We start from the raw sequence: 13,646 nt of genomic DNA on the forward strand, positions 1-13,646 counted from the left end.
TCATATTGCCGTCATGAGGAAGACATCTTCATTGGTTAAACTTTCTTTAACGGCAATGAAGCAAGCCTAACTATAGTTCGGGACAGGAGAAGATGACAGTGACACAGCCAGTGGACAAGAAGTCGGGAAAGAAAATGAAATTCAAGAAAGTGCGTAACCTTCTAGTTAAAGTGTTAGGAGCAATTGTAAGCGTTATTGTTCTTTTGGTGGGGATTGTGTATATCACCAATGTTATCAGCAGTCATTCTGAAGCGAAGAAGATAATGCCTTACGGCCAGCACGTATCCGTAGACGGGAGGAATATGAATGTGTTCATTCAAGGTGACGGCCCAGAAACGATCGTGCTGATTCCAGGCTTCGGAGCAGCTGCACCCGCGCTTGACTTCAAGCTGCTGATCGACGAGCTATCTCAAGATTACAAGGTTGTGGCGGTTGAGCCTTTCGGCTACGGCTTAAGTGATCCCACAGAAAAAGAACGAACCACAGAGAATATCGTAAGTGAATTCCATGAAGCGTTGCAGGGTCTTAATATTAATCGTTATATCCTAATGGGCCATTCCATTTCAGGGATATATGCTCTGGATTATGTGAACAAATATGCAGATGAAGTAAGTGCATTTGTCGGACTGGATAGCAGTGTACCCTCGCTGAGTGAGCAAAAGATTGATTCGTCAGAGACACGGATGGTTAAATGGTTCCGCAACTTAGGGTTCGCCCGCTTACAATTGAAGCTGAGCGCTGACCCTTATGAAGGACTGCCTTATGATGAAGCAACCAAACAACAATTGAACCTTCTGATCCGCAAAAACATGTACAATACCACTCAATTAAATGAGGCGGAGAGCATGTATTCCAACTTCCAAAGAGCTGAGCAGCAAAAGCAGACGTTCCCCCGGAATCTCCCTGTCCTGTTCTTTGTCCAGGCGAATCATCCGGGGAGTGATCAATGGGTTCCCGAGCATGCGAAGCAGATCAAGGATTCAGTACGTGGAGAGATGGTGCTGCTTGAAGCGAATCATTATCTGTACCGCTCCCATTCCCAAGAAATCGCTGACAGGGTAAGAGCGTTTATTTCTTTTTGATCTCAGACAATACCTTGTCCATCTGGGCTTCATTCGATTGTACTGCGTCACTATCAACGGTCTCTGCACCGCGGAAGGTGTACTTGGTGTTCTGGTAAAAGTCAAAGGCGAACTCTTTAATGGCTTCACCTTCCGTGTGGTTCTGCTCCACGACTCTGGATTTGAACAGGTTCGTCAGCATGTATTCGGCATCCTCGATATGAGCCAGATAATTCCCGGCAGTGTATTCCTCTACGATCTGGGACTCAAAATCACTGAGTTCTTCAGAGGCTGGAGTATAGGATTTCGCCAAAACCTCCGCAGCAGTGGCCTTTTGAGAAGCAGGTGTATCGGTTTGGGAGATTTGTTTAATAGCCGATTCCCAGTTCATGGATGAATTACTGGCCGTTGGTTCAGCGGACGGTTGGGTAGTTGGCGCGGCTGCTGTCGGCTGCGCTATCTCTGTGGGAGCTGGCGCGGCCTCATTCGCCGAATCATTACACCCTGCGGTCAGTCCAATGACGCCGCCGGCTACCATAATGATGGCCAGGGACGACCATTTTTTATAAAAAGGCTTGTTCATAGCGGTTCCTCCTAAATCAATTGATGTCAGAGTCTCATTCTACCAGATGAAAAGATGGATTTCTAATTTGGTCATGTAGAATAATTTACTGAGACTATAGAACTAAGTCATTTGACCTGATATAATTGGTAAAAATAGTATAAAGGAGAGTCGTGCAATGACATGGAAACGGACAAGTCTCTTTTTGATTTTGGTGTTTGCTCTCATTATAAGTGCACAGCCAATATCGGCAGCAGGAAAGACTCAAAAAGTCAAAGTTACATTTGTGAGTGCCAGCTTAGCAGAAAACAACCATGTTGGGAATGAGTGGTGGTCAGGTGGGTTTGTAAATGGAGAGGAACTTGGAGAAGGGGATTCAGTAACGATAAGTGCCAGTTCAACAGGAACCATTAAGCTTCGTGCTGAAGCGCAGGAACAAGACAAGATCCCCGAGGAAGGATCGGCCAGCGCCTCAATTAAGGTGTCTTCCCTGAAAGAAACCCAGAACAAATCGTTGACAGTTAAGGTTGTGGAAAACCGGGGACGATATTCAGGCAATTCAGCCACATGGAAGTTTGTTTTTAAGCTCGAAAAAGTAAAATAATTGCCGCTATCTATAAATTTCTGGTACAATCTATACATCAAGTTCCAAAGGAGCGGAGCGCATGGATAATGATTTGGTGCAGTTATTGCGGACTGTTATAAAAGAAGAATTGAGCCCTATTCGAGAAGAATTAGCTTCTGTCAATGAGCGATTGGATCGGTTAGAAACAGAACAGACGCTTATTAAACAAGCAGTTCTGGATACTAACGAGAGAGTGAAGAGAATAGAAGAAATTCAAGAATCCCAGCATGAAATTATTGAGCTGCTCTCAGCGCGTTCGATTGAACAGGAAGCCAAGCTGAAGCGAATTAATTAGTTACCTTGATCCGGTGCTCCCAGGCATCGGATTTTTGTGTGCGCGAGTGTCGCGATATATGATGAATATACAAAAAATCGAGGCTCCCTTTCGGGAGCCTCTTTCATGGGAGAGGAGAAACCGGACGAAGAGCTTATGGGGAAACGTAAGCTTGCTCCGCGGTTGTCTACGACATTTTGCGATGTCGATAGTTACAGGATGACCCGGTTGCGGGACTTTTATACATCTGCACACTAAATATTCTCAAGCTCCGCATTGTGACAAACTCGGACAATCTTTTTATTTCAAGGAACAATTGTGGTACTATAGCCTTGGACTTATGCCCTGTAACGGCATGGTAAATAGAGATATAAAAAGCTAAAAAGCAGGTGGATGATCGGTGAGAGTCATATCGGGAAGTGCAAAGGGCAGGCCGCTAAAAAGTGTTCCGGGCAATGGGACAAGGCCTACCACCGATAAAGTGAAGGAAGCATTATTCAGTATGATCGGGCCTTATTTTGAAGGGGGTACGGTGCTTGATCTGTATGCCGGCACCGGAGGTCTGGGGATTGAAGCCCTGAGCAGAGGGATGGAAGCTGCGGTTTTTGTGGATATGGAGCAGAAGGCCATCGACACGGTGCGCGCGAATCTGAAGGCGGCCAGACTGGAACCGCAGGCTGAGGTCTACCGCAACGATGCCGGCCGGGCGCTTGGGGCCTTGGAGAAGCGGGGAAGATCGTTTGATCTTGTGTTTCTGGACCCGCCTTACCGTATGAAGCATGGGGATGAACTCATGGTAACGATGGCGGACAAACATCTGCTGAACCCTGAAGCGGTGGTCGTACTGGAGCATGTATCAGGGTATTCCTATCCCGAGGATATTCCGGGGTTCCGCAGGACGAGGTTGTCCGTATACGGAGAGGTTACGATCTCAATATATCAGTATGAAGCTGCCCTTCCAGAGAGTGCCGTTAGCAGCAAGGAGGTTAATGATGAGTCTGCAAATTAGAAAAGAGCGTGTCGCCATCTACCCGGGAACGTTCGATCCGGTAACGCTGGGACATATGGATATTATCCACCGGGCAGCCAAGCAGTTCGACAGGCTGATTGTGGCTGTCCTGAACAACTTAAGCAAGAATCCATTGTTTACAGTCGAAGAGCGCACGGAGCTTCTGCGCCAGGCTACTGCGGATATTCCGAATGTTGAGGTTGACAGCTTCCGTGATCTGCTCGTGAATTATGTCCGGCAAAAGGATGCCCAGGTCATTGTCCGGGGCATCCGTACTGTCACGGACTTCGAGTATGAATTACAGAATGCTTCCATTAATCATAATCTGGACCCCGAGGCGGAAACCATATTTATGATGACCAATCCGAGATACTCCTATCTTAGCTCCAGTGTGGTGAAGGAGATTGCCCACTTTGGCGGGAAAGTCTCGGATTTCGTGACCCCTGAAGTGGAGCAGGCCATGAAGCTTAAATTCAGCCGGATGGACGGCGGTTCCGAGTAAACAGCTTGACGGCGGCCGATAACAGCAGCAGGAATATAACGAGCAGAGCTTGGAGCTGCAAGGTTTGCGGGAAAAACCCCCAGATTCGATGAACAAAGCCCAGTTCGAGCGGCGCAGCTGCGGGAGTGGAGACGGCAATAACCGGCAGTACGGCAGCCTGGAGGTTCATCAGCGGCGTCCATAGCAGATAGGTCAGTGCAAAGGCTATTAGCCCATGCAGCAGTCTGACGGCGGCGAACGGAAGGAACCTTACATTCGCTGCTTTCAGCAAGGTCAGTGCCTGAAGCTGGGCACAGATTCCGCTCCAGGCCAATCCGGCGGACAGCAGTGCCGGGCCGAGAAGTCCGCCTGCGATGAAGCCTCCCTGGCCTGCTGCAGCGGAGGTCATCGCACGGGCTCCGAGATGAATCTCCAGCAGACCTGCTGCCATGAGCTGCGGGATCTGCGGGAGCAGTGTGGTGATAATGTTGATGACTACTGCGAACATAATCATATAGCCGCCTACGATCATCAGGTTCTGTACGGCTGCGGATACGGATTCACCGAGCACCTTGCCGAATCCCCGCCCGTCCCTTGAACGGGCATCTGCTGCTGCCCGGTGAATACGCCGGGGCAAGGATGCCTTATAGGCGGGCTGGCGGCTGCCGGGAAGTCTGGGCGCAGCGCCTGGAGGTATGGATAAGGATACCTTCCGGGAGCTGTTGAAGCAGGCCGAGGTCCCTCCTGCGGTTAAGCCTGACAGCCAGTGGATGGCAAGCAGGGTATAACCGGCTGCGGGACTATGCAGGAATGCCGTGCCAATCACAATCAGCAGCGTGACCGGGCTGGCGTAATGCACAATAGATGCCAGCCGCCCTGCCTCCTTGTCCGTAATGTCTCCTTGCCTGTGCAGCTGCATCACGCCTCCGGCGCCGGCCGGGAAGCCGGCGGTGATGCCGAGCACAAGGGTCCAGCCGGCTGCTCCGGGGAGCTTGAACAACCGCTTCATCAGCGGCCCGAGTAGTACGCCGATGCCATGCACGAAGCCCGATGCGCTCAACATCTCTGACAAGATCAGGAAGGGCAGGAGCGCCGGGAAGACAAGGGTCCACCAGAGCTTCAGGCCCGTGAGGGAAGCCTCGAAGGAGGATTCCGGTGCCAGGACAATGGCTATAGCGAGCAGAATGGCTGCGGCCCCGGGTACAAAAGGGGCTGAACCTGTGAGGAACCGCCGCAGCTTAAAGTTTATCATTAGAAGCAACACCTCTTCATAGCTTAGGACATGGGTAGATCTTATTATCAATTTATGCAGGGGAGACAACCATCATGCCACAGCCGGAGTGAAGCTCCAGGCTTCTGGTATCATATTCCAATGCCGGGGCTTCATGCGTCGGGAAAGAAGGGGAAGAGACTTGAGGCAGCATAAAAGCCGGGTAGGCCTCCGCGCTACAGCCTATTTATTTTCATTCGTGGTCATTCTCTATGTGGTCGTCTTTATGAACACTCCTTATATTGTGTATCAGCCGGGAAGCGCCTCCGAGGTAGCTCCGATGATCAAGGTAGAGAATGCCGATCCGCAGGAGCAGGGGACCTTCATGATGACCACGGTCTCTGCCAGTTATGCGAATGTGGCCCTTCTGATCGCTTCCGTGTTCAATTCCAATGCAGAGGTGGTATTGAAAGAGACCCGCCTCCAGGATAAGACAGAGCAGGAATACGCGGCGGAGCAGGTCTTCTATATGAACAGTTCACAGTCGTACGCCGTGCAGGCTGCTTATCATGCTGCAGGTGTACCCTATGAGGATATCGTGGATTATCTGTATGTATTCTCCGTACCGGAGGCGGCAAGTCAGGGCCAGTTCAAGCCGGGGGACAAAATCATCAGTGTCGGTGAGCAAAAAGCAGCCGATCCGGCCGCTCTGTCCAAGCTGCTGTCGGTTCACCAAATAGGTGATACCGTTGAGGTAGTGCTGCAGCGTGACGGCAAGGACATTAAAGAGCAGGTCAAGCTGGTCGGAGTCAAGGATAAAGAAACCTCGGCTGCACGGCCGGGCTTCGGGGTCGTTATCGGCGCCGTCCAAAAGGTGGAGCCTAAGCAAGAGGGCAGAGCCGTCAGTTTTGTTGATACAAACGTGGGGGGACCTTCGGCAGGACTGATGTTCACCATGGAAATCTATAACCGGCTTACGCCGGGAGATCTGACCAAGGGCCACCGGGTAGCAGGGACGGGCACGATTGATGCTGAGGGAAATGTGGGGGCGATCGGCGGGGTGAAGCATAAGATTGTGGCTGCCGACCGCAAAGGGGCGGAAGTCTTCTTCGTTCCGCTCAAGAACTATGATGAAGCCAAGGCGAAGGCGGATCAGATCGGCACCAAGATGAAGCTGGTTCCTGTATCTACGCTACCCGACGCCCTGAAATATATGGAGGAGCTGCCGGTACTCAGATCCTGACCGGCGGCTCCAGATAATCGCTGTACAGATCGCTGCGCAGCGGGTCGGAATAGGCTCCGGCGAATACAGCCGCTGCCTGGAGGTCCCGCTCCAGCATGGGATGGTCAAAGCGGGCGGGGCTGGTGACCACCGGAAGCGTTGCCCGCTGCTTCATTTGCTTCAGCAGCTCCCGGCCGTTCTCGCGGAAGCCGAGAACCCTGATATAACCCGGACCCCGGGAGAGAACCGACGGGGTCATTTCTGCTTGGCTGTGGTTCAGCAGAGTGTGAAGCAGCAGACGCTGGAGCCTTGTATGGGTGTAGCGTTTGGTCTTAAGCTCCTCAAGAAGTCCGCTGACGGTGAACTTGTCCAGCCGGGGCAGGATGCGGAGCAGCCGGTTCTCCAGGCCTTCGTTCATGTCCTGGATCATACGCAGCTCCGCAGCAGAGCGGGTGGAGAGCACATGGCGCAGCGCGATGCTGAAGTCTTCCAGCTTCACCGGACCCCGGCCGGCCGCCAGCTCCCGCTCCAGGATGGACAGGCTGTACTCCGGCATGTATGCCGCCGGTGAACCGCCCTCCAGCAGCAGCCTGCGGATCGCTGTTGCACTGGCAATGGACGACCCGCCCTGCAGCGGGTCGTGGAAGCCCGCGCCGGTACGCGGCACGGTCAAGGGCCTGATCGCGCTGCCGAGCCGCTGCAGCGCGATCAGGTAGTGCAAGCCGAGGCTGTTGTTCGGCTGCCGCAGCAGCGCCTCGGCATCAAGCGGACTCCCGCTTCCGCCGGGAGTCTCCCTCCAGGCCGCCGCCGCCGCTGCGCTGTACGCGGCGGGGAATCCCGCGCCCTGCGCCAGGCGCGCGCGGATCTCGTCCTTAAGCGCGCTGCTCTCCTCGGCCAGGAAGCCGGCCAGGGGCAGCAGCGCGCCCAAAGTGCCCGCTTCGGAGCCGAAGCACAGGCTGTCGACGACGCCGGTCGCCTCCAGCAGGAAAACCGCTCCGAAGGCGAACCATTCCGCCGGCTGGACGGCATAGGCCACCGGCAGCTCAATCACCAGATCGGCGCCCATATGCAGCGCCATCTCGGTACGGGCGCGCTTGCTGACCGCCCCCGGCTCACCGCGCTGGGTGAACGGCCCGCTCATAATGACGATGGAGCGGTCCGCGCCCGAGATTCTTTTGGCCTCCTGGAAATGGTGGACATGCCCGTTATGTAAAGGGTTATATTCGGCTATAATACCTACAGTTGTCACCGTTGCTTCACGCCCTATTCGTAGGATATCTGACGATTCAGATTCCGGATTCAGTGCTTAACTTAGGTATATCATAAATTGTCTCCGCCTTTGAAACAATATAAAGGGAAAATGGTTGACAAACTCAGGTAATAATAGGTATAATAAATTTTGTTTGTTTGGAGTGATAACTATGAACATTCACTTTCGCAAATTAGCGAATGCCGACGAGCCTCTGGTCCTCCACGATACCGTGGATGTCAGTGAGGTTGTCACAGGGCGCAAGGATATACTTGCTGTTGCACCACTCTCAGTAGACCTTAAAGCGCTGCCCGCGGGAGCCGATAGTGTGAACGTGGTGGGAACACTGAACGGAGAAGTGGACATGTTATGTTCACGTTGTCTTAGTGAGGTCAAGAGTAAGCTGAACATTCCTTTCGCTGAGACTTTCAAGTGGCTGAAACAGCCAATTCTTCCGGAAGATGAAGATGAGGAACTCATTTACATCAAGGATGAGATTGTGGATCTTATCCCGTATGTGGAAGAAAATTTCGTACTGCACTTACCGGATTCGGTATTGTGCAAGGCAGACTGTCTTGGTCTTTGTCAGAAATGCGGACAGAACTTGAACGAAGGCACCTGCAGTTGCGACAACACAGTGATCGATCCAAGACTCGCTGGGTTGAAAGGATTCTTTACCAAGCAAGATGATTAAGAACTAATCCCAAGTGTAATTGGGTTACAACACAATCAGGAGGTGTATCACAATGGCAGTACCACAACGCAGAACGTCCAAGACTCGTCGTGACAAGCGTCGTACTCACTTCAAACTGGTTGTTCCAGGTATGGTGAAATGCGAACAATGCGGCGAACTTAAGCTTGCTCACCATGTATGCAAAGTTTGCGGAACATACAAAGCAAGAGAGATCATCAAACAATAGTTTGCACATTAAGAGTAGCACTTCATCTGCCGGTGAAGTGCTATTTTTATGAAATTATAAGCATGTATAAACTTCGCTCCACAGTCCTTGGAAAAAACAGGTAGCCGTTTCCGCTAGAAAATAGCGCTTTTCAAGCCAAAGCTTTATTTTTGCGGCGGCATGCTTTATACTACATATTAGTACCTGGTTCTAATTGATAAGGTAGAACTGATAGATATGACTACAGCGGCCACTCTTGCTGGCCGGATGCTTCACATCAGGCCTGTGCCGGGAGGTGAGCCGCTATCGAGCGGATGTCCAAGAAAGAACGCCAGCAGCAGCTGCTGGCTATAATAGAAGGCAACCCTTTTGTAACCGACCGGGAATTAACCCGCCAGCTTAAGGTAAGTATCCAGACGATCCGGCTGGACCGGATGGAGCTGGGGATTCCGGAGCTGCGTGAGCGGATGAAGCAAATGGCGGAGCATTCCTACGATCAGGTGCGTTCCCTGCCAGCCGATGAAGTGGTCGGAGATATTGTGGATTTGCAGCTGGACCGGAGCGGGATATCCATCTTTGAGATCCGGGATGAGCATGTATTCTCCAGAAACGGAATCGCCCGCGGCCACTATGTCTTTGGTCAGGCGAATTCGCTTGCCGTTGCCATTATTAATGATGAGATTGCCTTAACAGCTTCGGCGGATATCCGGTTTGTCCGCATGGTCCGGCTGGGTGAGAAGTGCATTGCCAAAGCGCAGGTGCGTTCACTGGCAGGCCGGAACGGCAAAGCTGAAGTGGATGTGTTTACATATGTCGGAGAAGAACTCGTATTTCAAGGCCATTTTATAGTGTATCGTTCAGCCATTGAAGAGTACAGCGAAGGGGGAAACCGGAGTGCGGATCGCCATTGATGCCATGGGCGGGGATAATGCTCCTGAATGTAATGTGGAAGGTGCGTTGTCTGCGGCTGCGGAATGGAGTGATATACAGATCATACTGGTCGGTGATGAAGCCCGGCTTGAGCCGCTGCTGAAGACCAGGCCATCCAATCTTACGGTACGGCATGCGGGGGATGTGATCGGTTCGGATGAGGAGCCGGTGAAGGCGGTCCGCCGGAAAAAAGATTCGTCCATGGTCGTTGCCGGACGTATGGTCCGTGAAGGCGAGGCGGATGCCATGATCTCCTCGGGTAATACCGGAGCGCTTATGACTACCGGGCTTCTGGTTGTCGGTAGAATGGAAGGAATCGAACGGCCTGCACTGGCCCCGATGATTCCTACTCTCGATGATGTGGGGGTGCTGGCCCTGGATCTTGGGGCCAACATGGACGCCAAGCCGCAGCATCTGGCCCAATATGCCCTGATAGGCAGCATATACCGCAATAAGGTGCATGGTATTGCGAAACCCCGGGTAGGCCTGCTGAATGTAGGGACTGAGCCGGGGAAGGGAAATGAATTGACCAAGGAAGCATACCCGCTCCTGGAAGCTCTGCCGGGCATTCATTTTGTCGGCAATGTAGAGGCGCGGGATGTCCTCACCGGAAGCTGCGATGTGCTGGTCTGTGACGGCTTCGCCGGTAATATACTTCTGAAGACGCTGGAAGGAACAGCCGGCGCTATGTTCTCTTTGCTGAAGGAGCAGTTCAGTAAGTCCCTGAAGACGAAGCTGGGGGCAGCTATCCTTATGCCGGAGCTCAGAAGCCTGAAGGGCAAGATGGATTATAAGGAACACGGCGGAGCCCCGCTACTAGGTCTTAGCGGCCTTGTAGTGAAGGGACATGGCTCGTCCGACGGCAATGCGGTGAAGAATGCGGTAAGACAGGCACGGATTGCGCTGAAGGCGGATCTGGTGTCCAGTATATCCAAGGAAATTAGCGGGAAGTGAGTGACGACATGAGACAATTACGTCCGGTAGGAATCATTGGGACAGGAAAATATGTACCTGAGAGAATATTAACCAACAGCGATCTGGAGAAGATCGTCGAAACAAACGATGAATGGATCGTCAGCCGTACAGGCATCCGGGAACGGCATATTGCGGCCCCGGAGCAAGCGACTTCTGACCTGGCTTATGAAGCGGCACTGAAGGCACTGGAATCTGCCGGCATGAAGGCGGAGGAGCTGGATCTGATCATTGTAGCTACGGTTACGCCGGATAGCGCCTTCCCGTCCACAGCCTGCATTCTGCAGGACAAGCTGGGAGCCAAGAACGCGGCCGCCTTCGATCTGTCAGCAGCCTGCTCCGGGTTCGTCTACAGTCTGGCTACAGCAACCGGCTTTATCCAGAACGGCATGTATAACAATGCGCTCGTGATCGGCGCGGACACCCTGTCGCGTATCACGGATTATACAGACCGCAATACCTGTGTATTGTTCGGAGACGGTGCCGGTGCGGTAATCGTCGGTGAAGTTCCGGAAGGACGGGGCTTCCAGTCCTTTGATCTTGGAGCGGAGGGCTCAGGCGGCAGCCTGCTTAATCTGGAAGCAGGCGGTTCGCGTCTTCCGGCTTCCCAGCAGACCGTAGAAGATAAGAAGCACTTCATTTATATGAATGGCCGTGAGGTCTTCAAGTTCGCGGTTCGCGTTATGGGATCGGCTACGGAACGTGTGCTGACCAAGGCGGGATTGACCAAGGAGAATATCGACTTGTTCGTGCCGCATCAGGCCAATATCCGGATTATTCAATCCGCGATGCAGCGCCTGGAGCTGCCGCCCGAGAAGGTTATAGTCAACGTTGATAAATATGCGAATACCTCTGCCGCTTCCATTCCGCTGGCCCTGGTAGAAGCAGCAGAAGAAGGCCGGATGAAGGCGGGCGACACAGTGCTTATGGTCGGCTTCGGCGGTGGACTTACCTGGGGCGCTTCTGTGCTGATCTGGTAAGTAACAGGGCATTAATAATAGTAACGGGAAGGAGCTTCAACCCTCATGAGTAAAATCGCATTTGTCTTTCCCGGTCAGGGTGCACAGACAGTTGGTATGGGTAAAGATGTATATGAAGCTGTGCCTCAGAGCCGTGCGGTCTTTGAGAAGGGCGACGAGGTGCTTGGTTTTCCGCTGAGCAGGCTTGTATTTGAAGGCCCGGACAGTGAATTGAAGCAGACGGTGAATACACAGCCGGCACTGGTTACAGCCAGTGTGGCTTATCTGGAAGCGCTCCGTGGGCTTAACATTACACCGGATTATGTGGCAGGCCACAGTCTTGGTGAATACAGCGCTCTTGTAGCCGCCGGAGTGCTGTCTTACGAAGATGCTGTACGGCTGGTCCGCCAGCGCGGACAGTTCATGGAAGAGGCTGTGCCTGGAGGACAAGGGGCTATGGCAGCTGTGCTGGGTGCCGAGCGCGGCGCCCTCACGGAATTATGCCGCAGCATTTCAGAGTCCGGGAATTCCGTGGAGCTGGCGAATGTCAATTGTCCGGGGCAGATCGTGGTCTCCGGTTCGGTAGCAGGTGTCGGTGAAGTGGTGCAGCGTGTGAAGGAAGCGGGAGGCAAGCGGGCCATTCCGCTGGAGGTAAGCGGACCGTTCCACTCTTCTTTGATGAAGGGGGCGGCTGAGCGGCTGGCGGCTGAACTGCAGAAGGTAACCTTCAATGCCCCGGCTATGCCTGTAGTGGTCAATGTGACTGCTGCTCCGGTAACAGACCCGGAAGAAATCCGTAATCTGCTGGTAGCCCAGGTATTCTCTCCTGTTCTCTGGCAGGATAGCGTGGAATGGCTGATAGCGGCCGGAGTGGATACCTTTGTAGAGATCGGTTCCGGCAGCGTGCTGGCTGGGCTGATCCGCAAGATTGACAAGAATGTCAAGGTCGTGAATATCAACAGTCTGGAGAGTGCCGGGGCTGGCTGGTAATCCGCCGGACATGGCAATAGTTGCATGATTATTGAAGGGGGACAACCTAGCATGTTTGCAGCACTAAAAGGTCAGACCGCCCTGGTCACCGGTGGTTCCCGGGGAATCGGCCGCAGTATTGCCCTGGCACTCGCTGCGCAGGGTGTCAAGGTGGCGGTGAACTATTCCGGCAGCCTTCAGGCAGCCGAGGAGACCGTAGCCCGGATTCAAGAGCTTGGCTCGGAAGGAATTGCTCTGCAAGGGAATGTCGGCAACAGCATTGAGGCAGAGAACCTGGTCAAAGAGGTGATCGGCGCCTGGGGGAAAATTGATATCCTGGTGAACAATGCGGGGATTACCCGGGACAATCTGATCATGCGTATGAAAGAGGAAGAATTCGACCAGGTCATCGAAACGAATCTGAAGGGTGTGTTCAACTGCCTGAAGGCAGCAACCCGCCCGATGATGAAGCAGCGTTACGGCCGGATCATCAATATTTCCTCTGTCGTAGGGGTGACGGGGAATCCCGGCCAGGTGAACTATACCGCTGCCAAGGCGGGGGTAATCGGAATGACGAAGTCTGCGGCCCGCGAGCTGTCGGCGCGTGGAATCACCGTGAACTGCATCGCGCCCGGCTTCATTGATACCGACATGACCCGTGAGCTGTCCGATGAAGTCCGCAGTGAGCTGATCAAGGGGATTCCTCTTGCCAAGCTTGGGCGGGCGGAGGACATTGCTAACGCGGCGGTATTCCTGGCCTCGGAAGGGGCAGCCTATATGACAGGCCAGACACTTCATGTGGATGGCGGAATGTACATGTAAGGCTTTGCTAAGCGTCTGATCAGTACGGGGGAAGAGAGCAGAGGCGGCCAGAAAGCGTTTTTTATGCTCTATGGTATTTTGACTTCATATCTCGTATAATACCAAAAGAGGAGGTGAACCGGATGTCCGATGTATTGGAGCGTGTAAAACGCATTGTCATCGACCGCTTAGGTGCCGATGAAGCAGAGGTAACATTAGAAGCGTCTTTCAAAGATGATTTAGGTGCTGATTCTCTTGACGTAGTAGAATTGGTAATGGAATTGGAAGATGAATTCGATATGGAAATCTCTGATGAAGATGCAGAGAGTATTACGACCGTGGGTGAAGTTGTGAAGTACATACAATCTCATACCTAGAGTCATATGATTGAGGGTCCCGTTCCTGCCAGGGCGGGACTTCTCC

General features: G+C 53.0%; 17 protein-coding genes. 14 read left to right on the forward strand and 3 right to left on the reverse strand.

Going from position 1 to position 13,646, the window contains the following annotated elements; translation table 11 throughout:
• Positions 1-92: 92 nt before the first annotated feature.
• Positions 93-1,082: an alpha/beta fold hydrolase gene (locus KDC22_RS15185; RefSeq protein ID WP_211723664.1), complete on the forward strand. Its 990-nt coding sequence runs from the start codon at positions 93-95 to the stop codon at positions 1,080-1,082.
• On the opposite strand, the gene KDC22_RS15190 is transcribed toward KDC22_RS15185, so the two are convergent.
• Entirely contained in the window at positions 1,069-1,644 is a 576-nt protein-coding gene (locus KDC22_RS15190; RefSeq protein ID WP_211723665.1) for a superantigen-like protein SSL4, read from the reverse strand. The genes KDC22_RS15185 and KDC22_RS15190 overlap by 14 nt on opposite strands.
• A 157-nt stretch (positions 1,645-1,801) precedes the next feature.
• Here KDC22_RS15190 and KDC22_RS15195 point away from each other — a divergent pair, with 157 nt between their 5' ends.
• The 4 genes from KDC22_RS15195 to coaD all read left to right on the forward strand — a co-directional run bounded on the left by KDC22_RS15195 (position 1,802) and on the right by coaD (position 4,033).
• On the forward strand, positions 1,802-2,227 hold the full coding sequence (locus tag KDC22_RS15195; protein WP_211723666.1) for a hypothetical protein: 426 nt from the start codon (positions 1,802-1,804) through the stop codon (positions 2,225-2,227).
• 61 nt (positions 2,228-2,288) lie between these two features.
• Entirely contained in the window at positions 2,289-2,543 is a 255-nt protein-coding gene (locus KDC22_RS15200) for a hypothetical protein (protein ID WP_211723667.1), read from the forward strand.
• Positions 2,544-2,922: 379 nt separating this feature from the next.
• Entirely contained in the window at positions 2,923-3,531 is a 609-nt protein-coding gene (rsmD, locus tag KDC22_RS15205; RefSeq protein ID WP_173126849.1) for a 16S rRNA (guanine(966)-N(2))-methyltransferase RsmD, read from the forward strand.
• A complete protein-coding gene (gene coaD, locus KDC22_RS15210; RefSeq protein WP_173126852.1) occupies positions 3,515-4,033 on the forward strand; it encodes a pantetheine-phosphate adenylyltransferase in 519 nt (172 codons plus the stop codon). The genes rsmD and coaD overlap by 17 nt, the downstream gene beginning before the upstream one ends.
• Here the strand turns inward: coaD and KDC22_RS15215 are convergent.
• Positions 4,005-5,264 (reverse strand): nucleoside recognition domain-containing protein, encoded by a 1,260-nt coding sequence (locus tag KDC22_RS15215; protein WP_211723668.1) that lies wholly within the window; start codon positions 5,262-5,264, stop codon positions 4,005-4,007. The genes coaD and KDC22_RS15215 overlap by 29 nt on opposite strands.
• 160 nt (positions 5,265-5,424) lie before the next feature.
• Here KDC22_RS15215 and KDC22_RS15220 point away from each other — a divergent pair, with 160 nt between their 5' ends.
• On the forward strand, positions 5,425-6,465 hold the full coding sequence (locus KDC22_RS15220; protein ID WP_246553593.1) for a YlbL family protein: 1,041 nt from the start codon (positions 5,425-5,427) through the stop codon (positions 6,463-6,465).
• Here the strand turns inward: KDC22_RS15220 and KDC22_RS15225 are convergent.
• Positions 6,455-7,693: a nucleotidyltransferase gene (locus KDC22_RS15225; protein ID WP_211723670.1), complete on the reverse strand. Its 1,239-nt coding sequence runs from the start codon at positions 7,691-7,693 to the stop codon at positions 6,455-6,457. The two genes, KDC22_RS15220 and KDC22_RS15225, sit on opposite strands and share 11 nt — an antisense overlap.
• A 172-nt stretch (positions 7,694-7,865) precedes the next feature.
• Here KDC22_RS15225 and KDC22_RS15230 point away from each other — a divergent pair, with 172 nt between their 5' ends.
• The 8 genes from KDC22_RS15230 (at position 7,866) to KDC22_RS15265 (ending at position 13,600) form a co-directional block, all read left to right on the forward strand.
• Positions 7,866-8,387, forward strand: coding sequence for a YceD family protein (locus KDC22_RS15230; RefSeq protein WP_173126863.1), 522 nt, complete (start codon positions 7,866-7,868; stop codon positions 8,385-8,387).
• A 52-nt stretch (positions 8,388-8,439) separates the two neighbouring features.
• The gene (gene rpmF / locus KDC22_RS15235; RefSeq protein WP_019911234.1) at positions 8,440-8,613 is read left to right on the forward strand and encodes a 50S ribosomal protein L32; all 174 of its coding nucleotides are present in this window, start codon (positions 8,440-8,442) and stop codon (positions 8,611-8,613) included.
• 293 nt (positions 8,614-8,906) lie between these two features.
• The gene (gene fapR / locus KDC22_RS15240) at positions 8,907-9,503 is read left to right on the forward strand and encodes a transcription factor FapR (RefSeq protein WP_173126867.1); all 597 of its coding nucleotides are present in this window, start codon (positions 8,907-8,909) and stop codon (positions 9,501-9,503) included.
• Positions 9,487-10,476: a phosphate acyltransferase PlsX gene (gene plsX, locus KDC22_RS15245; RefSeq protein WP_211723671.1), complete on the forward strand. Its 990-nt coding sequence runs from the start codon at positions 9,487-9,489 to the stop codon at positions 10,474-10,476. Before fapR ends, plsX begins: the two co-directional genes overlap by 17 nt.
• An 8-nt stretch (positions 10,477-10,484) precedes the next feature.
• The gene (locus tag KDC22_RS15250; protein WP_211723672.1) at positions 10,485-11,474 is read left to right on the forward strand and encodes a beta-ketoacyl-ACP synthase III; all 990 of its coding nucleotides are present in this window, start codon (positions 10,485-10,487) and stop codon (positions 11,472-11,474) included.
• A 45-nt stretch (positions 11,475-11,519) separates the two neighbouring features.
• Positions 11,520-12,443, forward strand: coding sequence for an ACP S-malonyltransferase (gene fabD / locus KDC22_RS15255; protein WP_211723673.1), 924 nt, complete (start codon positions 11,520-11,522; stop codon positions 12,441-12,443).
• Between the two features lie 51 nt (positions 12,444-12,494).
• Positions 12,495-13,244 carry a 3-oxoacyl-[acyl-carrier-protein] reductase gene (gene fabG, locus KDC22_RS15260; RefSeq protein ID WP_211723674.1) on the forward strand — a complete coding sequence of 250 codons (750 nt, stop codon included), beginning with the start codon at positions 12,495-12,497 and terminating at the stop codon, positions 13,242-13,244.
• Positions 13,245-13,366: 122 nt separating this feature from the next.
• Positions 13,367-13,600, forward strand: coding sequence for an acyl carrier protein (locus KDC22_RS15265; protein WP_039307421.1), 234 nt, complete (start codon positions 13,367-13,369; stop codon positions 13,598-13,600).
• Positions 13,601-13,646 lie beyond the last annotated feature (46 nt).

The sequence above is a fragment of the Paenibacillus tritici genome, from assembly GCF_018207515.1.
GTDB classification, from domain to species: domain Bacteria; phylum Bacillota; class Bacilli; order Paenibacillales; family Paenibacillaceae; genus Paenibacillus_AQ; species Paenibacillus_AQ tritici.